The following is a 23,670-nucleotide window of genomic DNA, read 5'->3' on the forward strand; positions in this document are numbered from 1 at the left end:
CCGACCTCGACCCCGCCGCCCCACGCTGCCCCGACCGCTCCGATGAGGATTGCCTCACATTTCCGCGAGCGCTTTTCTGACAACTCGTCGTGACGCGCGGGAAATCGTGAGCCGCGTCATTCTCGAGCACCCGCACAACCGCTTCGACGACTATTTTCTGACAGCCTGTCAGTTCCATGTCACACGGTTCGCGTGAGCATTACCACGAACCTCTCGCAGGTTTCGACACCGGCCGCCCGCGGGAGGGACACTGGGCGGCATGCCCCAGCACGTCCGCATCGGCACGCGCGCGAGCACGCTCGCGCTCACCCAGACGGGACACGTCGCCGACGCCCTCGCCGCGCACGGCGACCTCGACGTCGAGACCGTGCGCGTCCGCACCGACGGTGACCGCCTCACCGGCTCGCTCGCCACGCTCGGCGGCACCGGCGTCTTCGTCACCGCGCTGCGCGACGCGCTCCTCGACGGCCGGTGCGACGTCGCGGTCCACTCGCTCAAGGACCTGCCGACCGGCGACGCCGACGGGCTCGTCGTCGCGGCCGTGCCGCCGCGCGAGGACCCGCGCGACGCCCTGTGCGCCCGCGACGGCCTCACGCTCGCCGAGCTCCCCCAGGGCGCGCGCGTCGGCACGGGCTCGCCGCGCCGCGCGGCCCAGCTGCTGCGTGCGCGCCCGGACCTCGACGTCGTCGACATCCGCGGCAACGTCGACACCCGTCTCGGTCGCGTCGCCGGCTCGCCGACCGGCCCGGGCGACCTCGACGCGGTCGTGCTCGCACGTGCGGGCCTCGCGCGCATCGGCCGGCTCGCGGCCGTGACCGAGCTGTTCGACGCCGACGTCATGCTGCCCGCCCCGGGCCAGGGCGCGCTCGCCGTGGAGACCCGAGCGACCGGCCTGACGACCGACCTCGCGACGCCGCTCGCCGCCGCGCTCGCCTCGCTCGACCACCGGCCCACACGCGTCGCCGTGCTCGCCGAGCGCGCGCTGCTCGCCCGGCTCGAGGCGGGCTGCGCCGCTCCCGTCGGCGCGCTCGCGACGCTCGACGGCGACACGCTCACGCTCGACGCCGTGGTGGTCCGCACCGACGGCAGCGCCGCCCTGAGCGGGCGCCGCGGCACGACCCTCGGCGGCACGCCCGCCGAGGACGCCGTCGCCGCCCGTGCGCTCGGTGCCGCCCTGGCCGACGACCTGCTCGCCCGGGGCGCCGCCGACCTCGCCGACCTGGGACGTGCCCGATGACCGCCCCGGCCGGGCCGCTGGCGGGGTGGCGCGTGCTGGTGCCCCGACCGGCGGCGGGGGTGAGCCCGGCCGCGGTCGCGCTGGCCGCCGCCGGCGCGGAGGCCGTCGTCGTGCCGCTCGTCGAGACCGTGCCACCCGAGGACCCGACGCCGCTCGACGACGTGCTGCTCGCGCTCGGGGCCGGCTGGTACGGGTGGCTCGTCGTCACGAGCCAGGCGGCGGTCCCCGTGCTCGGGCAGCGCGCCGCGCTCGCGGGACGCACGCTCGCCGGGATCGTCACGGACGCGGGCGTGCACGTCGCCGCCGTCGGCCCCGGCACGGCGCGTGCCCTGCGGGAGGCGGGCGTGACGCCCGCGCTGGTCCCGGCGGGCGAGTCGACGGCGCGCGCGCTCGTCGCCACCTGGCCCGCCCTCCCGGCCCCGGGGGTCGACGGCGCGACAGGTCCGGCGCAGCGCGTGCTGTTCCCCCGCGGCGACCTCGCCGCCCCGACGCTCGCGGACGGCCTGCGTGCGCGCGGCTGGCAGGTCGACGACGTCGTCGCGTACCGCACGGTGCCCGCCGCGCCGCCGTCGGCCGAGGTCCGGGCCGCGTGGGCGGACGGGTCGATCGGTGCGGCGCTGCTCACGTCGGCCAGCACCGTCCGCGAGCTCGTCGCCCAGCTCGGCGCACCGCCCGCGGGCACCGCGCTCGTCGCGATCGGCCCGACGACGGCGGCGGAGGTCGAGAGGCTGGGCCTGCCGCTCGCGGGCGTCGCGCGCGAGCAGACGATGACGGGCCTCGTCGCCGCGCTGGCGTCCGCCGTCGGCGCGAGCCCCACCACGACCGCCGCCGAGGGCGCACCCACCGCCACGACCGCCGCCGAGGGCGCAGCCACCGCCGCGGTCCCCGCGGCCGGGAGCCCGGCCGTCACCCGTTCGTCCGCCACCCCCGACGGTGAACCTGCGTCCGCCGCGACCGCGGCGCCCGCGCCCCCCACCCCCCGCTCCGAGGAGCACGCGTGACCACCTCCCTCCCCCGCCCCGGCCGGGTCCGCCCGCGCCGCCTGCGCGCGACGGCGGCGATGCGCCGCCTGACGTCCGAGACCCGCCTGCACCCCGCGGAGCTCGTGCTGCCGCTGTTCGTCCGCGAGGGCCTGGCGGAGGCGCGCCCGATCGCGTCGATGCCGGGCGTCCTGCAGCACACGCGCGACTCGCTCAAGGGCGCGGTCGCGGACGCCGCCCGCGCGGGCCTGGGCGGCGTCATGCTGTTCGCGGTCCCCGAGGTGCGGGACGCGGTCGGCTCGCAGGCCACGGCCCCCGACGGCATCCTCAACCTCGCGATCGCGGACGCCGTCGCCGAGGCGGGTGACGCGCTCGTCGTGCAGGCCGACCTGTGCCTCGACGAGTTCACCGACCACGGCCACTGCGGCGTCCTGACGCCCGCGGGCGCGGTCGACAACGACGCGACGCTCGTCCGGTACGCCGAGATGGCGCTCGCGCAGGCCGCCGCCGGGGCACACCTCGTCGGGCTCAGCGGGATGATGGACGGCCAGGTCGGCGTGGTCCGGGACGCGCTCGACGACGCCGGCCACGACCAGGTCGCGGTGCTCGCGTACGCGGCGAAGTACGCGTCGGCGTTCTACGGCCCGTTCCGCGACGCGGTCGAGTCGCAGCTCGTGGGCGACCGCCGGACCTACCAGATGGACCCCGCGAACCGTCGCGAGGCGGCGCGCGAGGTCGCGATCGACATCGCGGAGGGCGCCGACGTCGTCATGGTCAAGCCGGCGATGTCGTACCTGGACGTGCTCGCCGACGTGGCCGCGGTGTCCACGGTTCCCGTCAGCGCCTACCAGGTGTCGGGCGAATACGCCATGATCGAGGCCGCCGCCGCGCACGGCTGGATCGAGCGCGAACGGGCGATCCTGGAGTCCGTGCTCAGCATCCGTCGTGCGGGTGCCGATCACGTGCTCACCTACTTCGCGACGGAGCTGGCCGCGTGGCTGGCGGAGGAGAAGTCATGAGCCGGTACGGCAGCAGCGAGGCGGCGGTCGCCGGCCGCACGAGCGCGGAGACGTTCGCGCACGCCCAGGCCGTGATCCCCGGCGGTGTGAACTCCCCCGTGCGGGCCTTCGGCGCGGTCGGGGGGACCCCGCCGTTCATCGCGTCGGGCAGCGGCCCCTACGTCACAGACGTGGACGGGCACGAGTACGTCGACCTGGTCGGCTCGTGGGGCCCGGCGCTGCTGGGCCACGCGCACCCCGAGGTCGTCGAGGCCGTGCAGGCCGCCGCGGCCCGCGGTCTCGGGTTCGGCGCCCCGACGGTCACCGAGGTCGACCTGGTCGACGAGATCCGCTCGCGCGTCCCCGCCGCGGAGATGGTGCGGCTCGTCTCGACCGGCACCGAGGCCACGATGACCGCGCTGCGCCTCGCGCGCGCCCACACGGGCCGCGACCTCGTCGTGAAGTTCGCGGGCTGCTACCACGGGCACGTCGACGCGCTGCTGGCGTCGGCGGGCTCGGGTGTCGCGACGCTCGCGCTGCCCGACTCGGCCGGCGTCTCGACGGCCGTCGCGGCCGAGACGATCGTGCTCCCCTACAACGACGTCGACGCGGTCGCGGAGGCGTTCGCGACGCACGGCGACCGGATCGCCGCGGTCATCACCGAGGCCGCGCCCGCCAACATGGGCGTCGTCCCGCCGGGGCCGGGCTTCAACGGCGAGCTGCGCCGGCTGACGGCCGAGCACGGTGCGCTGCTCATCCAGGACGAGGTGCTCACCGGCTTCCGGGTCGGGTACTCGGGCTGGTGGGGGCTCGAGGGCCTGCGGGAGGGCTGGGCCGCGGACCTGTTCACGTTCGGCAAGGTCATCGGCGGCGGTCTGCCCGTCGCGGCCGTGGGCGGTCGGCGCGACGTGATGCGGAACCTCGCGCCGGTCGGGCCGGTCTACCAGGCGGGCACGCTGTCGGGGAACCCGGTCGCGACCGCCGCCGGCCTGGCGACGCTCCGGCTCGCCGACGCGCCGGTGTACGCCCGGATCGACCAGACCGCGGCGACGCTGCGCACCGAGGTGTCGCGCGTGCTCGCGGAGGAGTCCGTCCCGCACAGCGTGCAGTGGGCGGGCAGCCTGTTCAGCACGATGTTCGGCCCCGAGGCCGCGACCCACGGCGTCCGCGACTACGCGGCGGTGCAGGCGACGGAGGCGTGGCGGTACGCGCCCTTCCACCGCGCGCTGCTGGAGGCGGGCGTGTACGCGCCGCCGTCGCCGTTCGAGGCGTGGTTCGTCTCGGCCGCGCACGACGACGCCGCCGTCGAGCGGGTCCTGTCGGCGCTCCCGGCCGCCGCGCGCGCCGCCGCCGCGGCCGCCCCGCCTGCCTGACGGCACGCACCGCACGACCACGAAGGCCCGCCACCGTCCAGCACGGTGGCGGGCCTTCTCGTCCGGGCCGCCCGACGAGGAGAGGGCGGCGTCCGGACGGCGCCCGGCGGCCGGGCACGGCCGGCCGGGCGCAGGTCCTAGTACGTGAACGCGGCGACCCGCGACCTCAGGTCGGCGGACATCCGGGCGAGCTCCTCGACGTTGCTGCCCATCTGCGCCAGGACGTCGGAGCTGGTCGCGGCCGACGTGGCGACGCCCGTGATGTTCGTGGCGATGTCCCCCGTGCCGGCCGCGGCGTCGGCGACCCCGCGCGACATCTCGGTCGTGGTCGCGGTCTGCTCCTCGATCGCGGAGGCGATGGTGAGCTGGTGGTCGTTGATCGCCTCGATGATCGAGGAGATCTCGCCGATCGCCGACACGGCACCGGTGGTGTCGGACTGGATCGCCTCGACACGGCGCGCGATGTCCTCGGTCGCCTTGGCGGTCTCCGACGCGAGCTCCTTGACCTCGCCCGCGACGACCGCGAAACCCTTGCCTGCCTCGCCGGCCCGCGCGGCCTCGATCGTGGCGTTGAGCGCGAGCAGGTTCGTCTGCTCCGCGATCGACGTGATGACCTTGACGACGTTCCCGATCTCCAGGCTGGACTCGCCGAGCTTCGCGACGCGCTCGTTCGTCACGGTCGCCATCTGCGTCGCCTCGTGCGCGACCTTCGCGGCCTCGGACGCGCTCTGCGCGATCTCCCGGATCGACGCGCCCATCTGCTCGGACCCGGCGGCGACGGACTGCACGTAGCGGGACACCTGGTCGGCGGTGGTGGCGACGACACCGGCCTGGGCACTGGTCTCCTCCTGCGCGGCGCCGACCTGCTGCGACGCGGCGGACAGCTCCTCGGCGGCGGCGGCGACGGTCTCGGCCGCCTCGACGACCCCCGCGAGGGTGGACCGCACGGACCGCTGCGCGACGCCGAGCGCCTCGGCGGTCTGGCCGACCTCGTCGCCGTTGCGCACCGTCGCCTCGACGGTGAAGTCGCCGCGCGCCATGGCCTGCAGGCTGCGACGGACGTCGTCGACGGCGCGCCGCACGTTGCGCACGACGAGCCACGTGAGGACGGACGCGAGGGCGAAGGCGACTGCCAGGTTGGTGACGAGCACGATCATGGCGTTCTCGGCGCGGGCCTGGGACTGGCCGGCGAGGCTCGTGATGAAGGCGGTGTTCTCGGCCGCGACCCGGTCGAGGTCCGCGACGTAGACCTCGATGGCGGGCTGCCCGACCTCCTCGCGGATGCGCGCGTACTCGTGCAGGTCCTCCTCGAGCGCGGCCGGGACGAGCTGCTCGTCACGGATCTCCCGCCAGGTGGCGTAGTGCTCGAGGAACGCCTGCCAGGACTGCTCGCCGCCCGCCGCGGACGCGGTGTACGCCTCGATCTGGCCGTCGAGCTCGGTGTCGTTGGAGTCCAGCGCGCGGCGCCAGTCGCTCTTCGCCGTCGGCTCGTCCGAGGCGGCGATCTGGGCGACGATCATGCGCGCCTTGAGCTGGTTCTGGTGCACGAGGTCGCGGACGTCGCTGATCTGGCTCTGCCCGTCGGCCATGGTCTTCATGTCGGTCCGCGTCTGCTGGAGGACGAGGACCGCGTACCCGGACGACAGCAGCACGATCGTGCCGGCGACGGCGAGGGTGGCGAGGATCTTCGTCTGGATGCCGCGGTCCGCGAACCACTGGAGGCGGCGGCGGGACGACGTGGGCTGGGACATGCGGGCCTCTCGCTTCGGACGGCGAGGGGGTGGACGTGTGCGCGACCGGCGGGCTTGCCGGTGCGTCGTCACCCCCTGCGACGGCGCGGGGTCCGGCGTCGTCGCCCTTTTCGTTCGGCCGCGCTGTGGGCCGTGTGAGCGTTTCCTGTGCGCCGGTTCGGCCGGGTTCGACCCGGACCGTCCTGGACGTACGTCCGGGTAACACCCCGGTGCGTGGCGAGATGTGGTCATGATCTGCGCGCGGACCTGCGACCATGTGCGCACCCATCCGTCTCCGCCGCGCGACCTGCCGCGGCGACCCGAGCACGAGGAGTACCGTGCGACGCCGTCCTCTCATCGCCGTGACCACGGCGGTGGCCCTGACCACCCTGCTCGCCGCCTGTGGTGGCGACCCCGCCGCGAGCGAGCAGCCCGTCCCCACGAAGGCGGCCGCGACCGCGACGCCGACCCCGACGGTCGAGCCTCTCTCGGCGGAGAACGTCGTCACGCGGCTCGAGGCCGCTGCGGCCGCGCAGGCCTCGTACGACGTGACGATGGACGTGACGGGCCCGACGACGATGTCGGCCACCGGCTCGTTCCAGGCCGTCGACGGCCAGGAGAACTTCGCGATGCGCATGAACATCCCCGGCATGGGGGACATCGAGACGGTCTTCGTCGGCGGCCTGCTCTACCTCAAGATCCCCGCCCTGCTCGGCGACCAGTACCTCCAGATCGACCCGAACGACGCGAGCAACCCGCTCGCGGCCGAGTTCGCGGGCATCGGCGACGAGGTCGGCGGCAGCGCGGTCGAGGGCCTCGAGGACGCCGTCACGAGCGTCGAGAAGGCGGGCGCGCCCGAGCAGCTCGACGGCGTCGAGGTGCAGCCGTACACCGTCGTGGTCGACACCACGAAGCTCCCGGCCGACAAGGTGGCCGAGCTCATGCCGGAGGGCGCGCCGAGCCTGCCGCCCACGATCACGTACTCCTACTGGGTCGACGCCGACGACCTGCTCCGCAAGGTGCAGTACGAGCTCATGGGCATGTCGACCACGCTCACGATGACGAACTTCGGCACCGCGGCCCCTGTCACCGCGCCCCCGGCGGACCAGGTGACGACGGAGATGCCGTTCTGACCTGCTGAGCGCGCACGCTCCCGACGCCCCGTCGCCCGGTTCGCGGACGGCGGGGCGTCGGCATGCCCGCGGCCGTGACGCGTGCGGCGGGGACGCGCCGACGGCGGTGGGCGTCCGGGCGTCAGGCCCAGGTGGGCGGGTCGAGCTCGGTCGGCGGGGCCGGCCGCGGGAAGGGGACGCTCGGGGTGGGGCGCCACAGCGCGTTCGGGGTCCACGCGGTGCGTCGCTCGTCCGTCCCGTCGGCAGGCTCGTCGGCGTGGGGCCACAGCGACGGGACGGCGTGCTCGTGCGCCCGGTCGGTCGCGGGGTCGTGCGGCTGCTCGTGGAGGGCGTGCGCGGCGCCGGCCGCGTGACCGTGGCGGCTGGCCTCGTGCCCGAGGGCGGCGAAGGGGTCGTACCGCAGCAGCGGGACGGCGGCGACGGGCCGCACCCGGGTGTTCCACGTGCCGGCGTGCGGTCGGTAGGTCGGTGGCACCGGCCCGGGTCCCGCGTCCTCGCGGTGGCTGGGCTCGTCGTGCATCGTCACGTGGGTGTCGCCTCTCGTCGCTCGCTCGGCGACGAGTATCCCCCGAGAACCGGGGCCCATGCGACATATCGGGCGCGCTCGATCGGATGAGGTGACGACGGTGCGCGACGCACGGGACCCCCGCCACCACATCGGGTGACGGGGGTCCTGGTGACCTGCTGAGGTCGGGTCAGACGGCCGGCGCGGCGGCCTTCTCCTCGCCCTCGACGACGGGCACGGCCTCGGCGCGGGCGGCGGCCTGGTCGGCGCGGTAGGCCCGGACCGACCAGACGATCGCGGCGACCCAGACGATCGCGATCACGCCGAGGACGAGGCCCTCCTGCGGCGTGTTCTTCCAGCCCACCCAGTCGCTGCGGACCAGGGTGCGGACGTTGGTGAGGACGATGATGCCGCCGACGGCGGAGCCCAGGATGCGCGGCGGGATGTGCCGGACGAGCCACGCGGCGAACGGCGCGGCGATGACGCCGCCGATGAGCAGCGCGAGCACCCACGTGAAGTCGATGCCCTGCGAGCCGATCGCCCAGAGGAAGCCGAGGGACGCGGCGAGCGAGACGAGGAACTCAGAGGTGTCGATCGAGCCGATGACCTTGCGGGGCTCGAGACGGCCGCTCGCGAGCAGCGCGGGCGTGCCGACCGGACCCCAGCCGCCGCCGCCGGTCGCGTCGATGAAGCCGGCGAAGACGCCGAGCGGCGCGAGGAACCGCTTGCGCAGCGGGAGGTGCTGGCGGTCGGTGCGCAGGCCGAAGAGCGTGAAGCGGACCAGCAGGTAGACGCCGAGGGCCAGCAGGATGAGGGCCATGACCGGGGTGCCGGCCTCGGTCGAGAGGTTGGAGAGGACCGTCGCACCGAGGAACGCGCCGACCGCACCGGGGACGCCGATCCGCAGGACGACCTTCCAGTCGACGTTGCCGAACCGCCAGTGCGAGACGCCCGACGCGAGCGTCGTGCCGATCTCGGCGAGGTGGACGGTCGCGGACGCGGCGGCCGGGTTGGTGCCGATGGCGAGCAGCAGCGTCGACGAGGTGACCCCGTACGCCATGCCGAGGCTGCCGTCGACGAGCTGGGCGGCGAGGCCGACGAGGGCCAGGAGGATCAGGGAGCGCACGGGGGACCACCTCGGGGGACGCGGGTGCTGACGGCTGCGGTTGCTGCGGTGCTTTCGCAGATAATTCCGACCGTCTTGGTGGCGAAACAACCACCATCCGCATCCTGGACGGCGGCTCTCGCGATGCGGGCAGCCGTCCAGCAGCGTCTCAGTGCGCCGTCAGGGGTTGTCCCACGCGCCGTCGGTGTCGGCGAGCGCCTGCACCTGCGGCGGCAGCCGCCGGCCCACGAGGTCGGCGAGCGTCACCTCGTCGAGCACCTGGCGCACGCTCGTGCGCAGCGCGACCCAGACGTCGAGCAGCGCGGCGGCCGACCCCTCGTACGTGAGGCTCGGCGGCCGCTCGTCGCGGACGGTCACGAGCGGGCCGTCGACCGCGCGGATCACCTCCGCGAGCGTCACCTGGTCCGCGGGACGGGCCAGCCGGTAGCCGCCGGACCGACCACGGACCGACGCGACGATGCCCGCCCGGCGCAGGTCGCCGAGGATCCGCTCGAGGAAGCTCACCGGGATGTCCTGCCCGCCGGCCAGCACGTCCGAGGACACCGGGTCACCGTGCGGGCTCGCCGCCAGCTCCGCGCACGCCCGCACCGCATAGTCCGCCTTCGCCGAGACCCGCATGCCCCGATTCTCCCCCGGCCCGGCGTCGGGAATACCCCAGGGGGGTATGGTGTTCGGGTGAGCGTCGACGACACCCCTCGTCCCACCGACCCGCAGGAGGCCACCGTGCACGGCTACACCGACGCCAAGGACGACTACCTCAAGCGGCTGCGGCGCATCGAGGGACAGGTCCGCGGCATCGCCCGCATGGTCGACGAGGACGTCTACTGCATCGACGTCCTCACCCAGATCTCCGCCGTCACCAAGGCGCTCCAGGCCGTGAGCATCGGCCTGGTCGAGGACCACCTCGGCCACTGCGTCGTCGACGCGGCCCGCAAGTCCCCCGAGGAGGGCGCCGCGAAGGTCCGCGAGGCCTCCGACGCCATCGCCCGGCTCGTCCGCAGCTGACCGCTGCTCCCCCACCCGACAGAGGAGAAGACCATGTCCCAGACCACCACCTTCGGCGTCGACGGCATGACCTGCGGGCACTGCGTGCACGCCGTGACCACCGAGCTGTCCGCCCTCCCCGGCGTCACCGACGTCGCCGTCGACCTCGTCGTCGGCGGGTCGTCCACCGTCCGCGTCACGTCCGACGCCCCGCTCGCCGACGACGCGGTCTCCGAGGCCGTCGTCGAGGCCGGCTACGCCGTCACCCCCCGGAGGTCCCTGCTGTGAGCACACCGGACGAGCGCCCCACGGCGGGCGCACCCGTCGCCCTCGTCGACCTCGACGTCCAGGGCATGACGTGCGCGTCGTGCGTCGCGCGCGTCGAGCGGCGCCTCAACCAGGTGCCGGGCGCGTCGGCGACCGTGAACCTCGCGCTCGAGACCGCGCACGTCGAGCTCCGGGCCTCCGACGACGGCAGCGTCGCGGACGACTCCGCGCTGCTCGCCGCCGTCCGGCGCGCCGGGTACGACGGGCGCGTCACCGCGCGTCGCGGCGAGAAGGTCGCCGCGGGCGCGGAGGTCGTCGACCCGCAGGCGACGGTGGACCACGCCGGCCACGGCGCGGCGACCGTCCCCGCGGCACGGCACGCGGCCGGGCACGCCGGAGGGCCCGACGCGGGGCACGGTGCGGGTCACGGGCACGACATGGACCCGTTCGAGCACGCGCTCTCGGGCCACTCGATGGCGCCCGGTCACGAGATGGACGCCGACGAGGACACCTCGGCCCCGACCGACGCGCGCGGCACCGACCTGCGCCGCCGGCTGCGGGTCGCGACCGTCCTCACGGTCCCCGTCCTGCTCCTGTCGATGATCCCCGCGCTCCAGTTCACGGGCTGGCAGTGGGTCGTCGCCGCGCTGGCCCTGCCGGTGTCGACGTGGGCGGCCTGGCCGTTCCACAAGGCGGCGGCGCGCGCGGCACGGCACGGCGCGTCGACGATGGACACGCTCGTGTCGATCGGCATCGTCGCGGCGACCGGCTGGTCGCTGTGGGCGCTGCTGCTGGGCGGCGCGGGCGAGCTCGGCATGACCATGACGCCCACGCTGTGGCCCGCGGCCGACCCCGGCCACGGCGAGATGGCCGTCCCCGAGCTGTACTTCGAGGTCGCGGCCGTCGTCACGACGTTCCTGCTGGCCGGGCGCTACGCCGAGCACAGGTCCCGCCGCCGCGCGGGCGACGCGCTGCGCGCGCTGCTCGACCTCGGCGCGAAGGACGTCGCACTGCTGGTCACGGGCCCGGACGGGCGTCGCGTCGAGCAGCGCGTCCCGGTCGGCCGGCTGGCCGTCGGCGACGAGTTCACCGTGCGCCCGGGCGAGAAGGTCGCGACGGACGGCGTCGTGGTGTCCGGCACGAGCGCGCTCGACACGTCGCTCCTCACGGGTGAGCCCGTCCCGGTGGACGTCGGACCGGGCGACGAGGTGACCGGCGCGACCGTGAACACCTCCGGTGCGCTCGTCGTGCGCGCGACGCGCGTCGGCGAGGAGACGCGGCTGGCCCAGATCGGCCGGCTCGTCGCCGCGGCGCAGACGGGCAAGGCGCCCGTGCAGCGGCTCGCGGACCGCATCTCGGCGGTGTTCGTGCCGGTCGTGCTCGTGCTCGCCGCGGGCACGCTCGTCACCTGGCTGCTCGTGGGCGGCTCGGTGCAGGCCGCGTTCACGGCCGCCGTCGCGGTGCTGATCATCGCGTGCCCCTGCGCCCTCGGGCTCGCGACGCCGACCGCGCTCCTGGTCGGCACCGGCCGCGGCGCGCAGCTCGGCATCCTCATCAAGGGTCCCGAGATCCTCGAGAACACCCGCACCGTCGACACCGTGGTGCTCGACAAGACCGGCACGGTGACCGAGGGCCGCATGGCGCTCGTCGACGTGCTGCCCGTCGAGGGGACGTCGCGCGACGAGGCCCTGCGCTTCGCAGCGGCCGTCGAGCAGCTCGCGGAGCACCCGGTCGCCCGCGCGATCGCGACCGCCTCGCACGAGCCGTCGGACGCGTCCGGCCGCGCCGTCGAGGTGGGCGCGGACGGTGTCGCCATCGGCGCCGACCAGGTGCACGACTTCCGCGCGCACGCCGGGCACGGGGTGTCGGGCGTCGTCCGCACCGCGCACTCGGGTGTCGGGCTGGCGCGTCGCGTGCTGGTCGGGCGCACCGGCTGGCTGCGCGACGAGGGCGTCGACACGACCCCCGTCGACGACGCCGTGCGCCGCGCGGAGGACGACGGCGCGACCGCGGTCGTCGTCGCGTGGGACGGCGCCGCGCGCGGCGTGCTCGTCCTGCGCGACCCGGTGAAGCCGACGTCCGCGCAGGCGGTCGCCGAGCTGCGGGCCCTCGGCCTGCGGCCCGTGCTGCTCACCGGTGACAACCTCGGCGCCGCGCGCGCCGCGGCCCGCTCGGTCGGGATCGCGGAGGACGACGTCATCGCGCAGGTCCTGCCGGCCGACAAGGTCGCGCAGGTCCAGCGGCTCCAGGCCGAGGGGCGTCGCGTCGCGATGGTCGGCGACGGCGTGAACGACGCCGCGGCGCTCGCCACGGCGGACCTGGGCCTCGCGATGGGCACGGGCACCGACGTCGCGATCGAGGCGGCCGACCTCACGCTGGTCCGCGGCGACCTGCGCACGGCCGGTCAGGCGGTGCGGCTGTCCCGCAAGACGCTGTCGGTGATCCGGCAGAACCTCTTCTGGGCGTTCGCGTACAACGTCGCGGCGATCCCGCTCGCGGCGCTCGGGCTGCTGAACCCGATGATCGCGGGCGCCGCGATGGCGTTCTCGTCGGTCCTGGTCGTCGGCAACTCGCTGCGCCTGCGCACGTTCGCCTGACGGCGACAGCACGACGGCCCGGCTCCCCCCGTGGGGCCGGGCCGTCGTCGTGTCGCGAGGGTCAGCGGAAGCGGCGGCCCTCGTCGCTGCGGTACGCCAGCGCCGCGAGGACGGCGAACAGCACGGTCCAGCCGACCAGCACCGGCACCGCCCACGCGTACGCGTCGTAACCCGTGGTCGCCTGGACCGCGAGGTCGCGGGCGGCGCGCGACGGGAGCGCCTTCGAGATCGCGTCGAGCCACGTCGGGAACGCCTCGGGCGGCAGGAACAGCCCGCCCGCGAAGGCCAGCGGGAACAGCGTGGCCTGCACGACCGCGATCGCGGCCTTCGACGACAGCCGGTACCCGATCGCGACGCCCAGCAGCAGGAACGGCACCGCGACGAGCGGCACGACGACCACGGCCGCGAGGGCCCGCCCGACGGGCAGGACCGCCTCGGTCAGCAGCGCGCCGATGAGCACGAGCGGCACGAGCGCCAGGTAGGCCCACAGCACGCCGTTGAGGACGCGGCCCGCGAGCCGCGGGCCGGCACCGGCGGGCAGCGTCCGCAGGTACGGGTCGAACGGGAGCGCCCGGTCCTCCGCGACGCCGACGCCGAACGTGAACAGGCACGTCGACATCACCGCGAACGTGCCGAGCTGCGCGACGGCGGCCGTCGCGACCAGCGGGTCCTCCGCGACGGCCCGCTGCGGGACGACGAAGAACAGCAGCGCGAGCGCGGGGAACAGCAGGTTGCCGAGCACCGCGATCGGGATGCGCACGGTCTCGATGAAGTTGAGCCGGGCGTGCAGCAGCGCGAGCGGCCAGAACGGCCGCACGTGCGCGACCGGCCGGGCGGCGGTGGTCGTGGTCATCGGACGGCCTCCTCGACGTCGTCGTCGCGGCGGGACCGGTCGATCGCCGCCGGGTCGGGGTCGGCGAGCGTCGCGCCCCACTCGGTGAGCGCGAGGAACGCCTCCTCGAGGGACGCGCCGCGCAGCTCCAGGTCGGTGAACGGCGCGTCCGTGCGGACCAGCGCCCGGACGAACGCATCGGCGTCCTCCGCGAGCACGGTCCAGCGTCGGCCGCCCGCGTGGTCCTCGGCGTGCGCGGTGTGCGCGCCCGGCAGCGTGCCCGGGTCGAGCACGGACCCCGCCGGCAGCGTGAGCATGACGCGCCGCAGGCCGACGAGACCGATCACGGCCTGCAGGGTGTCGTCGGCGAGGATCCGCCCGCCGCCGACCACGACGACGCGCTCGGCGAGCGCCTCGACCTCCTCGAGGTAGTGGCTCGTGAGGACGACCGTCGCGCCGTCGGCGTGGTAGTCGCGCAGCGCCTGCCACAGGACGTGCCGCGCCTCGACGTCGAGACCGGTCGTGGGCTCGTCGAGCAGCACCAGACGCGGGCGCCCGACGAGCGCGAGCGCGACCGCGAGCCTTCGCTTCTGCCCGCCCGACAGGCCGCCCGTCTGGCGCTTGACCAGGTCCTCCATGCCGAACCGGCCGAGGACCTCCGCGCGCGACATCGGGTCGGGGTAGTGGCCGCCGACGAGGTCGACGACCTCGCCGACCGTGAGCGTCGCGGGCAGGCCGGTCTCCTGCGGCGTGGTGCCGAGACCGATGCGGGACGCCGCGGCGCGCGGGTCGCCGCCGAACAGCCGGACGGTGCCGCTGTCGGGCTTGCGCAGACCGCTGACGAGGCTGAGCAGCGTCGTCTTGCCGGCGCCGTTCGGGCCGAGCAGGCCGACGAGCTCGCCGTGCTCGACCGTGAGGCTCACGTCGTCGAGCGCGGTGACCGCGCCGAACCGGCGGGTCACGTGCCGGACGTCGAGGACGGCGCTCACAGCCGGCCCCCGAGCAGGTCGCGCAGCGCGCGCGTGTACCGGGCGAGCGCGGCGCGCCCGGTGTCGCTGAGCTCCACGTAGGTCACCGGTGTCCGGCCCTCGTGGGTCTTGGTGATGGTCACGTACTCCGCCTCCTCGAGTCGGCGCAGGTGGGTCGAGAGGTTGCCCGCGGTCATGTCGAGCAGCTGTTGCAGCCGCGGGAAGCTGATGCGGTCGCCGCGCGCGAGCGCGGAGAGCGCGGACACGACGCGCAGGCGCGCCTCGGTGTGGATGACGGGGTCGAGCGGGGCGTCAGGCACGGCGCCTCCGCCGCTCCCGGACCGCCACGTACGTGCCGGCGACGAGCATCCCGCCGCCGCCGGCGAGGGACATCGTGAGGTAGGTGCCGGGCAGGCCGACGTGCGCGCTCGCACCGCCGACGACGGCGATCCAGGCGCCGAGCAGGTACATCGGCAGGTCGTCCCAGAGCGCGCCGCCGGCCAGGTAGAGCAGTCCGACGACGAGCGCCGCGAGGGCGTTGCCCGCGAGCGCCGACACCTCCGGCGGCGCACCGGCGTCGGCGAGCGCGGTGACGATCAGCGCCTGGGTGACGAACCCGATCCCCCACGACCACCCGTACAGGGCGCCGGTCCGGGCGCTGGTCCCGACGAGCCCGCGGCTGCGGTGGAGCACGTGCCACAGCGTCCCGACCGTGCCGAGGACGCCGAGCGTGATCGCGACGCCCGCGGCGATGCCCGACGGCGTGCCGTCGTCGTTCGCGGAGAGCCACATCAGCCCGTACCCGACGAGCCAGACCGTGCCCCACAGCAGGAAGAGGAACGCGCCCGACGGGTACGCGGCGACGGCGGAGCGTCGTCCGGCGGCGATGACCGCGAGCGCCTGCGCGGGGTCGAACGGCTCGTCGTCCCGGCCGCGCTCGGCGTCGAGCGGCTCGTCGCCTGCCCGGTCGCCGACGGTGCCGTCCGTGTCGCGTGCCATCGTCGCCTCCTCGGTTCCGCCTTGTTCGTTCAACTTTGTCTCACAAAGTAGTTTGTCGGGCTGCCCAGCGCAAGGGTTCAGCCCCACGTACCGGGCGGCGGCGCGGTCGGGGCAGCACGCCGGGGTGGCCGTGCCGCCGTTCGGGTTGCACCGCGCGCACCACCGGTTGCCCCGCGCTACTGTCGCCCCCGCGTCCGCCCTGGGCGCATTCGCACCGTTCCGGAGGTTCGTCGTGAAGATCAGGAAGAGGTCGGCCGTCGCGGCCGCCGCCGTCGCGCTCGTCATGGTGGGGGTCGCCGCGCCGGCGCAGGCCGCCGACTTCACCGTCTACTCCACGACGTACAAGTCGAGCGTCTACTACAACGACGGGAACAACACGCTGCGGCTGTGCGACGTCGTCGACCGCGACGGGGACGGCGCCCACATCAGCACCTCGCTCGGGCACTGGACCTACGTCTACAACGGCTGCACGTGGCTCCAGAACGTGCCCGACAACGTGCGGATGACCGTCGACGTGTGCGACTGGATCTACATGTCGTCCAACCGCAACCGCTGGTTCTGCCAGAGCATCACGATCACGTCCTGACGCCGCTCGTGGCTCCGCGTGCCGGCCGGCTCGTCCTCGCGACGGGCCGCCGGCGCGCGTCCGGGTCCTCCACCCGCGGCCCACGCGGCACGGCCGCGCGTCCCGGCACAGGAAGCTGTCAGCGCACGTCCAGGTGTGCGACCTAGGCTCGGACGCATGACGACGACGGCGCCCGGCGACGCGACGCCCGCCGACCCGGGGCGCACGAGCGCCACCGCACACGCGACCGTGGTGTCACCCACCGACGACGACGCCCGGCCCCCGTTCGCTCCGCCGCCCGGTCCGCGCGCGGTGAGGCGCCGGCTCACCGCGGAGATCTGGATCGTCCTCGGTCTGTCGCTCGGCCGGTCCGGCGTCTACGCCGTCGTCGCGATCCTCGACCGGCTGACCCGCGAGCAGGCGCTCGGGGACCAGACCGCCACGCTCAACCCGAGCCGCTCGCCGCGCCCCTGGCTCGACCTCACCTACCAGCTCCTGTCGATCGGGTTCGCCCTCGTCCCCGTCGCGCTCGCGCTCTACCTGCTGTCCGCCAACGGCCGCTCGGCGGTGCGCCGCATCGGGCTCGACGGCACCCGGCCGTGGCGTGACCTGGGCGTCGGCGCCGGGCTCGCGGCGCTCATCGGGATCCCCGGCCTCGGCCTCTACGCGGTCGGGCGTCTGCTCGGCATCACGGTCGAGGTGCAGGCCGCGGCCCTGAACGCCGCCTGGTGGACCGTGCCCGTCCTCGTGCTGTCGGCGTTGCAGAACGCGCTGCTCGAGGAGGTCATCGCCGTCGGGTACCTCATGGAGCGGCTGCGCGACCTGCGCTGGAGCGCGCCGGCGATCGTCGTCGCGAGCGCGCTGCTGCGCGGCTCGTACCACCTCTACCAGGGGTGGGGCGCGTTCGCGGGCAACGTCGTCATGGGCCTGGTGTTCGCGGAGTACTACCGGCGACGACGTCGTGTCATGCCGCTCGTCGTCGCACACACGCTCATGGACGTGTTCGTGTTCGTCGGGTACGCGCTCGTGCCCGACGAGTGGCGGGACGCGCTGCTCCTGTCCTGACGCGCCCCGCCGCTCGCGGACCCGTGCGCGTCAGACGACCGCCGAGCCGCGCCCGACCGCCCGCACGAACGACTTCGTCGCGAAGCCGCTGACGATCAGCACGACGCCGCCGACGAACGCGAACAGCCCGAGCAGGACCATGACGACCGCGATCGTCTCCTGCGGGTTGATGAGGACGAGCAGGCCGAACAGGAACGAGACCAGCCCGAACGTCAGCACCCAGTACCAGCCGATGTCCCGCGCCCGGTACAGGGTCACCGACGCGATGATCGCGAGGACGCCCAGCACCAGGATCCAGAGCGAGATCAGGTAGAACACGACCGTCACCGACTTGTCGGGCCACACCATCGCGATCACGCCGAACGCGATCCCCACGAGCCCCGCGACCGCCCACCAGCCGGCCCCCGGCTCCTTGCGGTTGCCGAGCCACATCCCCAGCGACAGCACGCCGTCGATGACGGCGAACACGCCCCAGATCCACATGAGCAGCGTCGCCGTGTCGATCGGTCGGACGAGCATCAGCAGACCCAGGACCAGCAGCACGGCTCCGCGCAGGACGGGGAGCCACCAGATCTTGCGCAGCGTCGTCTCGACCTCTGCGCCCACCTCGTCGACCACGTGACCTCCTCGGGCACACGCCCCGGGGCACCTCGCGGGACCGCACCCGCACGCCAACGGTGTCCCTCGTCGGCCACGCTAGACCTGCGGATCGGGACGAAGCGCGTCGAACACGCCCGCACCGGGCGCGGACCGGCGTCCACGTCACGTACAAGCTCCCGGGCGGACCGGCCCCCGCTGCCTAGACTCGCCGGTATGTCGTCGACGCCGCCCTCGGGTCGTGCGGCCGCCGTCGACGCGGACCGCACGCGCGGCGGCGCGCCCGCCGACCCCACGGTCGACTCCCACGGCGGCGACGAGGCGCACGACGCCCGCGTCGTCGTCGAGGACGTCCCGACCGTCCGTGTGCACCACCCGACGGACCTGCTGAACGCGGTCGTCGCCGCCGTCGGCGTCGTCCTCGTCCTCGCGCTCGCGTTCTACGCGCCCAACACGACGAGCGGCGTCGCGGAGGACGTCCAGGGCTTCGCCGACCTGCTGCGCAGCATCCTGTTCATCCCCGTGCAGCTGCTCGAGGTGCTCGTCGCGCTCGTCATCCCGCTCGCCGTGCTCGCGGAGCTCGCGATCCGCCGGCTCGGCCGCCAGCTCCTCGAGGGCGTGACCGCGGCGGTCGTCGCCGTCGCCCTCAACGAGGCGCTGCGGTTCGTCATCGTCGAGTGGGCGTCGAGCGACCTCGCCGACGGTCTGTCGATCCGGGTGAACGGCGACCTCGTGGTCTCGCTGCCGCCCGTCTTCGCGATGGTCCTCGCGCTGCTCACCGTCGCGGGTCCGCGGGGCCGCCGCCGCACGGTCGACTGGTCGTGGAACGTCGTCTGGATCAGCGCCGCGGTGCTGCTCGTCATCGGGCGCGTCTCGCTGCCGGGTCTCGTCGTGTCGCTGCTCATCGGGCGCGTCGCGGGCATGGTCGTGCGGTACGTGTCCGGCGTGCAGTCCGAGCGTGCGTACGGCACGAGCCTGCTCGACGGGATCCGGCGCGCCGGGTTCGAGCCCGGCCGGCTCGCCCGCGTCGCCGACGACACGACCGACGCCGACGCGGCACGGCTCGCGGCCCGCGAGGGGACCGACCCCGTCCAGCTCGACGGGTCGCCCGCGTCCCGCGCCCTCACGCGCTCGACCGGCCACCGCGTGTACGAGCTCACGACGACCTCCGGGGACGAGCTCGACGTGCTCGTGATCGACGGTGACCGTCAGGTCGTCGGCGGCCTGGAACGCCTGTGGCGGTCGATCCGCATGCGCGGCATCGAGGGCCGCTCGGTCGTCTCGCTGCGGCAGGCCACGAGCCGGGCCGCGCTCCTCGCCTACGCCGCACGCGCCGCCGGGGTCCGCACACCGCAGCTGCTGTCGATCGCCGAGGCCGAGGACTCGATGCTCCTCGTGCAGGAGCGCCCCGGCCGGGCCGTGCCGCTCGCGGACCTGCCGCCCGAGCGGCTCACCGACGACCTGCTGCGGGAGATCTGGGCGCAGCTGCAGCTCGCGCACGCCGCCGGGGTCGCGCACCGCGCGCTGACCAGCGACGCCGTGCTCGTCGACGACCTCGTCGGGCAGCCCGTCGTGTGGCTCGTCGGGTGGGAGCAGGGCGACGTCGCCTCGTCCGACCTCGCGCGCCGGATGGACGTCACGCAGCTCGTCGCGCTCCTCGCGCTGCGCGTCGGGGCGAACCGCGCGCTCGCGTCGGCCGCCGCCGTCCTGCCCGAGTCGGACCTCGCCTCGGTCGGCCCGCTGCTCCAGACGATCACCCTGCCGCGCGAGACCCGCGTGGAGATGCGCGCGCACAAGGAGGTGCTCGCCGACCTGCGCACGTCGCTCGTCGCGCGGCTGCCCGAGGCGTCCGTGGAGCCCGAGCAGCTCGTCCGGTTCGGCGCGCGGACCGTCCTGACGATCCTGCTCACCGTCGTCGCGATCTTCGCGATCCTCACGACGATCAACGTCGAGCAGATCGGCGAGGCGCTCGCCGAGAGCGACTGGCGCTGGTCGGTGCTGGCGTTCGCGCTCGGCATGAGCACCCTCGTCACCGCGGCGCTGGCGTTCGTGGCGTTCTCGCCCGTCCGGCTGCCCGTCTGGCGCGCGACGCTCGTCCAGACGGCCGCGACCTTCGTCGCCCTCGCGGCGCCCGCCGGCATCGGCCCGGCGGCGCTCAACCTGCGGATGCTCACCAAGCGCGGCGTCTCGACGACGCTGTCCGCGGCGACGGTCGCGCTCGTGCAGGTCAGCCAGTTCATCGTGACCCTGGTGCTGCTGCTCGGGCTCACGATCATCTCGGGCCGGAGCGAGTCGCAGCTGCCGATCTCCGGCGCGATGCTCGTCGCCATCGGGATCGCCGCCGCGCTCGTCGGCGCGTCGCTGCTCGTGCCGCCCGTCCGCCAGTGGGTCCTCGCGAAGTCGCTGCCGACGCTCCAGCGCACCTGGCCCCGACTCATCGAGGTGCTGGGGCAGCCGTGGCGACTCGCGCTCGCCGTCGGCGGCAACCTCGCGATGACCCTCGGGTACATCCTGGCGTTCGACGCGTGCCTCCAGGCGCTCAACCAGGACGCGAGCCTGATCCAGGTCGCGCTCGTGTACCTCGCGGGCAACACCGCCGGGGCGCTCGTCCCGACGCCGGGCGGCATGGGCGCCGTCGAGTTCGCGCTGGCGACGACGCTCGCGGGCGTCACCGGGATGAACATCGGTGTCGCGACGTCGATCGCGGTCCTCTTCCGCGCGCTCACCTACTGGCTGCGCATCCCCTTCGGGTGGGCGGCGATGCGGTACCTGCAACGCACCGGCGAGCTCTGACGCCGACGGGCCGGCACCCACGCGCGGGGTGCCGGCCCGTCGCCGGTCTCGTGCCGGCGCCGACCGTCAGGCGAGCGCCTTGGCCTTGAGGCGGCTGAACTCCTCCGGGGTGATGACGCCCTGGTCGAGCAGCGCCTTGGCCTCGGTGATGTGCGCGGCCGGCGACGTCTCGGCCACCTCGCGGATGTAGCGGTCGGTGTCCGCCTGCGCCTTCTTGACGACGGCGACCTGGCGGTCCGCCATCCCGTTGCCGCGCGCGATGACGTAGATCAGCGCCGTCAGGAACGGGAAGACGATCAGGCCGACGATCCACACGGCCTTCCACCAGCCGCTGACCGTGCGGTCACGGAAGAGGTCCGTGAGGATCTGGAAGAGGATGACGAGGTACGCGAAGAACAGGAACCACCAGATCAGCAGCCAGAACCAGCTCCAGAAGCTGTCCATGCGACCTTCTCTCGGAAGCGAGCCGCCCCGAGTGGCGAGCCCGGTGAGGCGAGGCTAGCCAAGAACCACCCCGAACGACGCGAACCGGGCGCTCGCGTCGTCGGGCGCGGCCGGCGTCGGTCGGGGGCGGCCGGCGTCGGTCGGGGACGCACAGACGCGAACGCCGGCCCCGGGTGCACCGGGACCGGCGTTCGTGAGGTGGTGTCGTCAGGCGGCGAGGTAGTCGCGCTGCGCCGGGACGAGCTCGAGGGTGTGCTGCCGCTCCGCGAGAGCCGCCCAGGCCTGCAGGCGCGAGGCCGGGAGGACGAAGGGGGTGGCTGCCTCGGAGGGGTCGACGGAGAACCCGCGCTGGTCCATGTCATCTTCCTGTCTGTTCGGTAGCCCGGCTGACCTCGTGGGTCCCGTGGCTTTGCGTCCCCCCCTTGCGGAGGGTTTGCCGTTTCGCTGACAAGTCCGACATTAGAGCAACATGAGACGAGAAGGGAAGCGCTACCAGCTCCGAGTTTGATACGGGCGTCCAATTCACCCGGTCGGCGCACATCCCGGGCCAGTCCCGCACGAACACGCGGTTCGGCACGTGTCACCGGGCGGGCGGACCCACGACGCGGAAGGCGAGCTGGGTCTCCCAGCGGCTCATGTCGGGCTCCACGCGCGGGTCGGTCAACATCAGCTCTAGTCGGCATCCCCACGCCTCGCCGGCCTCCGTCGGCCACCGGTCCCACTCCTCGCCGTGCGCCTGCGCCCAGGCCAGCACGTCCGCCGTCACCTGCACCAGCTCGTCCGGATGACCCACGTGCGTCGTCACCACGTACCGCCCCGCAGGCAGGACGTCGGGCGTCACCTCGCCGTCCGGCTCGGCCACCGCCTCGTCCAGCGGCAGACCCACCTCGACGAGCAGCTCGTGCTCCGCGTCCACGACGCGGTACCGGAAGAACGGCGGGCCCGCCGGCGTCAGCGAGTGGGCCGCTGCCCACGCGAAGAGGTCGTCGAAACGATCGGTCAGGGACGACAGCGCCGCGGGCGTGACGCGCGCCGCGACGCCCACGTACGGCACCTCGGGCCGCTCGACGACCACGGGCTCCGCGCGCCGACGCTCCATGCGACGAGCGTAGGGCGAGCCACGCACGCACGCCGGACGACCGGGGGCGGCACCGCGGACGGCGCCCGCACGACCGGGGGCGGCACCGCGGACGGCGCCCGCACGACCGCGGCCGCACCGGGACGCCGACCGCACGCGCGCCGTCGCGGCGCGGGACGCCGACCGCATCGCGACGCGGGACGCCGACCGCACGCGCGTGATCGCGCCGTGGGACGGGCGACCGAGGCCGGTCAGGACGGGTCGAGCGTCCCGCCGCACAGCCCCGCGCGCACCGACGCGGTGCCCACCCCCGCCTCCCACGCACCGCCCGCGCCCGCCTGCGCGAGCACCGACCGCGGCACCGGCAGGACCAGCCCGCCCAGGACCGGGCCGTCGTCCGGGACGAGCGTCCCGCGACGGACCGTGCCGCCGAGCTCCGCCACCGGGTCACCCGCCGCCGTCGTGACCCGCACGCTCAGGCGGGTGCCGTCGGGCGCCTCCTCCTGGTCGGCCACGACCCACGACACCGTCGCGTCCGCCGGGCCGCCGACCTGCCGGGTCACACCGAGCCGCGTCTGCCGGGTCGTCGGCGGGACCCGCAGCTCGACCGACGCGATCGGCGGGTCCTCCCCCATCGGCCGGTCCGCGAGCCCGCACGTCCGGTCCGACGCGGGCGTCTCGGCCGTCGACCCCACCGCGGCGAGCGCCACCGCCGCGCCGCACAGGGCGACCGACGCCGCCGTCACCACCGCCCCGGCCCGGGCCCCGCGCGCCCGCTCGCGTCCGGCGGCGGCACCGCGCCGTCGCCCGTGCGGCCCGCCGCGGCGCGGGACGCCCCGCGCGACCTGCACGTCGGTGCCGCACAGGCTGTCCGCGAACGTCCGGCGCTCGGGGTCCCACAGCGGGCGCACGAAGCCGACGAGGAGCAGCACGTCGAGCACGTGGGCGGCGGTCCGGACCAGCGTGCGCACCGGACCGAGCGGCCGGCCGTCCCTGCGGCCGACCACGACGACGCCGACCACCCGCTTGCCCGGCGTCGCACCCGTCCACGCCTGCGCGGCCAGCAGCACGAGCCACGTCGCGCCGACGCACACGAGCACGCCGACACCCGGGACCGGGTTGGTGCCGCCCAGCACGACCGACCACTCCCACGGCCAGCCGCCCGGCCCGACGACCAGGAACGTCACCGCACCGACGACGGACGCGTCGAGCACGAGCGCGACCGCCCGCCGCCACCAGGGTGCGAACGGGGTGCCGTCGACGCCGACGCGCACGTCGTCGGGCACGTCCACCGCCGCAGTCATGCCGAGCATCCTGGCAGCCGGTGGGCGCCACCCGGGGGTGAAACGTCCGGTGCTCGCCCGGGCGCCGAGCCGTCGCGGACGGCGCGAGAGCCCGG

24 protein-coding genes and 1 riboswitch are annotated in these 23,670 nt (G+C 74.8%); of the genes, 11 read left to right on the top strand and 13 right to left on the bottom strand.

Features of this window, described 5'->3' with window-relative positions; genetic code table 11:
• Nucleotides 1–259 precede the first annotated feature (259 nt).
• From hemC to hemL, 4 genes are read left to right on the top strand one after another with little or no spacing between them, the layout of a single operon-like run.
• Nucleotides 260–1,237: a hydroxymethylbilane synthase gene (hemC, locus tag OOT42_RS19110; protein ID WP_273652737.1), complete on the top strand. Its 978-nt coding sequence runs from the start codon at nucleotides 260–262 to the stop codon at nucleotides 1,235–1,237.
• A complete protein-coding gene (locus tag OOT42_RS19115) occupies nucleotides 1,234–2,238 on the top strand; it encodes a uroporphyrinogen-III synthase (protein ID WP_273652738.1) in 1,005 nt (334 codons plus the stop codon). The genes hemC and OOT42_RS19115 overlap by 4 nt, the downstream gene beginning before the upstream one ends.
• Nucleotides 2,235–3,236 (top strand): porphobilinogen synthase, encoded by a 1,002-nt coding sequence (hemB, locus tag OOT42_RS19120; RefSeq protein ID WP_273652739.1) that lies wholly within the window; start codon nucleotides 2,235–2,237, stop codon nucleotides 3,234–3,236. Before OOT42_RS19115 ends, hemB begins: the two co-directional genes overlap by 4 nt.
• Nucleotides 3,233–4,588 (top strand): glutamate-1-semialdehyde 2,1-aminomutase, encoded by a 1,356-nt coding sequence (hemL, locus tag OOT42_RS19125; protein WP_273652740.1) that lies wholly within the window; start codon nucleotides 3,233–3,235, stop codon nucleotides 4,586–4,588. The genes hemB and hemL overlap by 4 nt, the downstream gene beginning before the upstream one ends.
• A gap of 137 nt (nucleotides 4,589–4,725) precedes the next feature.
• On the opposite strand, the gene OOT42_RS19130 is transcribed toward hemL, so the two are convergent.
• Nucleotides 4,726–6,339: a methyl-accepting chemotaxis protein gene (locus tag OOT42_RS19130; protein ID WP_273652741.1), complete on the bottom strand. Its 1,614-nt coding sequence runs from the start codon at nucleotides 6,337–6,339 to the stop codon at nucleotides 4,726–4,728.
• A gap of 317 nt (nucleotides 6,340–6,656) precedes the next feature.
• On the opposite strand from OOT42_RS19130, the gene OOT42_RS19135 reads away from it, so the two are divergent.
• Complete coding sequence (locus OOT42_RS19135; RefSeq protein WP_273652742.1) at nucleotides 6,657–7,451, top strand: hypothetical protein; 795 nt, start codon at nucleotides 6,657–6,659, stop codon at nucleotides 7,449–7,451.
• Between the two features lie 121 nt (nucleotides 7,452–7,572).
• Here OOT42_RS19135 and OOT42_RS19140 read toward each other — a convergent pair whose 3' ends face one another.
• From OOT42_RS19140 to OOT42_RS19150, 3 genes are all read right to left on the bottom strand, one after another.
• Entirely contained in the window at nucleotides 7,573–7,971 is a 399-nt protein-coding gene (locus OOT42_RS19140) for a hypothetical protein (protein ID WP_273652743.1), read from the bottom strand.
• Between the two features lie 175 nt (nucleotides 7,972–8,146).
• Nucleotides 8,147–9,082, bottom strand: coding sequence for a sulfite exporter TauE/SafE family protein (locus OOT42_RS19145; protein ID WP_273652744.1), 936 nt, complete (start codon nucleotides 9,080–9,082; stop codon nucleotides 8,147–8,149).
• 159 nt (nucleotides 9,083–9,241) lie between these two features.
• Nucleotides 9,242–9,700 carry an RrF2 family transcriptional regulator gene (locus OOT42_RS19150; RefSeq protein ID WP_273652745.1) on the bottom strand — a complete coding sequence of 153 codons (459 nt, stop codon included), beginning with the start codon at nucleotides 9,698–9,700 and terminating at the stop codon, nucleotides 9,242–9,244.
• Between the two features lie 105 nt (nucleotides 9,701–9,805).
• Here OOT42_RS19150 and OOT42_RS19155 point away from each other — a divergent pair, with 105 nt between their 5' ends.
• From OOT42_RS19155 to OOT42_RS19165, 3 genes are read left to right on the top strand one after another with little or no spacing between them, the layout of a single operon-like run.
• Complete coding sequence (locus tag OOT42_RS19155; protein ID WP_124341050.1) at nucleotides 9,806–10,087, top strand: metal-sensitive transcriptional regulator; 282 nt, start codon at nucleotides 9,806–9,808, stop codon at nucleotides 10,085–10,087.
• Between the two features lie 33 nt (nucleotides 10,088–10,120).
• Complete coding sequence (locus OOT42_RS19160) at nucleotides 10,121–10,354, top strand: heavy-metal-associated domain-containing protein (RefSeq protein WP_162353705.1); 234 nt, start codon at nucleotides 10,121–10,123, stop codon at nucleotides 10,352–10,354.
• Nucleotides 10,351–12,930, top strand: a complete 2,580-nt coding sequence (locus OOT42_RS19165; RefSeq protein ID WP_273652746.1) for a heavy metal translocating P-type ATPase — start codon at nucleotides 10,351–10,353, stop codon at nucleotides 12,928–12,930. The genes OOT42_RS19160 and OOT42_RS19165 overlap by 4 nt, the downstream gene beginning before the upstream one ends.
• Nucleotides 12,931–12,991: 61 nt before the next feature.
• Here OOT42_RS19165 and OOT42_RS19170 read toward each other — a convergent pair whose 3' ends face one another.
• The 4 genes from OOT42_RS19170 to OOT42_RS19185 are packed head-to-tail and all read right to left on the bottom strand — an operon-like array spanning nucleotide 12,992 to nucleotide 15,729.
• A complete protein-coding gene (locus tag OOT42_RS19170; RefSeq protein WP_273652747.1) occupies nucleotides 12,992–13,783 on the bottom strand; it encodes an ABC transporter permease in 792 nt (263 codons plus the stop codon).
• On the bottom strand, nucleotides 13,780–14,751 hold the full coding sequence (locus OOT42_RS19175; protein WP_273652748.1) for an ABC transporter ATP-binding protein: 972 nt from the start codon (nucleotides 14,749–14,751) through the stop codon (nucleotides 13,780–13,782). The genes OOT42_RS19170 and OOT42_RS19175 overlap by 4 nt, the downstream gene beginning before the upstream one ends.
• A complete protein-coding gene (locus OOT42_RS19180) occupies nucleotides 14,748–15,050 on the bottom strand; it encodes a transcriptional regulator (protein ID WP_162353701.1) in 303 nt (100 codons plus the stop codon). Before OOT42_RS19180 ends, OOT42_RS19175 begins: the two co-directional genes overlap by 4 nt.
• Nucleotides 15,043–15,729: a hypothetical protein gene (locus OOT42_RS19185; protein ID WP_273652749.1), complete on the bottom strand. Its 687-nt coding sequence runs from the start codon at nucleotides 15,727–15,729 to the stop codon at nucleotides 15,043–15,045. Before OOT42_RS19185 ends, OOT42_RS19180 begins: the two co-directional genes overlap by 8 nt.
• Nucleotides 15,730–15,961: 232 nt before the next feature.
• On the opposite strand from OOT42_RS19185, the gene OOT42_RS19190 reads away from it, so the two are divergent.
• Both OOT42_RS19190 and OOT42_RS19195 read left to right on the top strand, forming a co-directional pair.
• Nucleotides 15,962–16,315, top strand: coding sequence for a hypothetical protein (locus tag OOT42_RS19190; protein WP_273652750.1), 354 nt, complete (start codon nucleotides 15,962–15,964; stop codon nucleotides 16,313–16,315).
• A 156-nt stretch (nucleotides 16,316–16,471) separates the two neighbouring features.
• A complete protein-coding gene (locus OOT42_RS19195; RefSeq protein ID WP_273652751.1) occupies nucleotides 16,472–17,359 on the top strand; it encodes a CPBP family intramembrane glutamic endopeptidase in 888 nt (295 codons plus the stop codon).
• Between the two features lie 30 nt (nucleotides 17,360–17,389).
• On the opposite strand, the gene OOT42_RS19200 is transcribed toward OOT42_RS19195, so the two are convergent.
• Entirely contained in the window at nucleotides 17,390–17,977 is a 588-nt protein-coding gene (locus tag OOT42_RS19200; RefSeq protein WP_124341042.1) for an HdeD family acid-resistance protein, read from the bottom strand.
• Between the two features lie 195 nt (nucleotides 17,978–18,172).
• Between OOT42_RS19200 and OOT42_RS19205 the strand changes: the two genes are divergently transcribed.
• Nucleotides 18,173–20,749 carry a lysylphosphatidylglycerol synthase transmembrane domain-containing protein gene (locus tag OOT42_RS19205; protein ID WP_273652752.1) on the top strand — a complete coding sequence of 859 codons (2,577 nt, stop codon included), beginning with the start codon at nucleotides 18,173–18,175 and terminating at the stop codon, nucleotides 20,747–20,749.
• Nucleotides 20,750–20,815: 66 nt separating this feature from the next.
• Here the strand turns inward: OOT42_RS19205 and OOT42_RS19210 are convergent, their stop codons facing one another.
• The 4 genes from OOT42_RS19210 to OOT42_RS19225 form a co-directional block, all read right to left on the bottom strand.
• Entirely contained in the window at nucleotides 20,816–21,193 is a 378-nt protein-coding gene (locus OOT42_RS19210) for an SHOCT domain-containing protein (RefSeq protein WP_273652753.1), read from the bottom strand.
• Nucleotides 21,194–21,400: 207 nt separating this feature from the next.
• A complete protein-coding gene (locus OOT42_RS19215; protein ID WP_160142783.1) occupies nucleotides 21,401–21,550 on the bottom strand; it encodes a hypothetical protein in 150 nt (49 codons plus the stop codon).
• A 16-nt stretch (nucleotides 21,551–21,566) separates the two neighbouring features.
• Nucleotides 21,567–21,641: riboswitch (cyclic di-GMP riboswitch) on the bottom strand.
• Nucleotides 21,642–21,773: 132 nt separating this feature from the next.
• Nucleotides 21,774–22,292 (bottom strand): GyrI-like domain-containing protein, encoded by a 519-nt coding sequence (locus OOT42_RS19220; protein WP_273652754.1) that lies wholly within the window; start codon nucleotides 22,290–22,292, stop codon nucleotides 21,774–21,776.
• Between the two features lie 230 nt (nucleotides 22,293–22,522).
• Nucleotides 22,523–23,575, bottom strand: a complete 1,053-nt coding sequence (locus OOT42_RS19225; RefSeq protein WP_273652755.1) for an RDD family protein — start codon at nucleotides 23,573–23,575, stop codon at nucleotides 22,523–22,525.
• Between the last annotated feature and the right edge of the window lie 95 nt (nucleotides 23,576–23,670).

Source organism: Cellulomonas fimi, from assembly GCF_028583725.1.
Lineage (GTDB): Bacteria > Actinomycetota > Actinomycetes > Actinomycetales > Cellulomonadaceae > Cellulomonas > Cellulomonas fimi_B.

Bases quoted from the DNA above. Each gene is read 5' to 3' on its own strand.
- OOT42_RS19205 (WP_273652752.1), top strand. From the start codon at position 18,173: ATGTCGTCGACGCCGCCCTCGGGTCGTGCGGCCGCCGTCGACGCGGAC.
- OOT42_RS19210 (WP_273652753.1), bottom strand. From the start codon at position 21,193: ATGGACAGCTTCTGGAGCTGGTTCTGGCTGCTGATCTGGTGGTTCCTG.
- OOT42_RS19225 (WP_273652755.1), bottom strand. From the start codon at position 23,575: ATGACTGCGGCGGTGGACGTGCCCGACGACGTGCGCGTCGGCGTCGAC.
- OOT42_RS19115 (WP_273652738.1), top strand. From the start codon at position 1,234: ATGACCGCCCCGGCCGGGCCGCTGGCGGGGTGGCGCGTGCTGGTGCCC.
- OOT42_RS19130 (WP_273652741.1), bottom strand. From the start codon at position 6,339: ATGTCCCAGCCCACGTCGTCCCGCCGCCGCCTCCAGTGGTTCGCGGAC.
- hemC (WP_273652737.1), top strand. From the start codon at position 260: ATGCCCCAGCACGTCCGCATCGGCACGCGCGCGAGCACGCTCGCGCTC.
- OOT42_RS19215 (WP_160142783.1), bottom strand. From the start codon at position 21,550: ATGGACCAGCGCGGGTTCTCCGTCGACCCCTCCGAGGCAGCCACCCCC.
- OOT42_RS19150 (WP_273652745.1), bottom strand. From the start codon at position 9,700: ATGCGGGTCTCGGCGAAGGCGGACTATGCGGTGCGGGCGTGCGCGGAG.
- OOT42_RS19170 (WP_273652747.1), bottom strand. From the start codon at position 13,783: ATGACCACGACCACCGCCGCCCGGCCGGTCGCGCACGTGCGGCCGTTC.
- OOT42_RS19160 (WP_162353705.1), top strand. From the start codon at position 10,121: ATGTCCCAGACCACCACCTTCGGCGTCGACGGCATGACCTGCGGGCAC.
- OOT42_RS19220 (WP_273652754.1), bottom strand. From the start codon at position 22,292: ATGGAGCGTCGGCGCGCGGAGCCCGTGGTCGTCGAGCGGCCCGAGGTG.
- hemL (WP_273652740.1), top strand. From the start codon at position 3,233: ATGAGCCGGTACGGCAGCAGCGAGGCGGCGGTCGCCGGCCGCACGAGC.
- OOT42_RS19185 (WP_273652749.1), bottom strand. From the start codon at position 15,729: ATGGCACGCGACACGGACGGCACCGTCGGCGACCGGGCAGGCGACGAG.
- OOT42_RS19140 (WP_273652743.1), bottom strand. From the start codon at position 7,971: ATGCACGACGAGCCCAGCCACCGCGAGGACGCGGGACCCGGGCCGGTG.
- OOT42_RS19195 (WP_273652751.1), top strand. From the start codon at position 16,472: ATGACGACGACGGCGCCCGGCGACGCGACGCCCGCCGACCCGGGGCGC.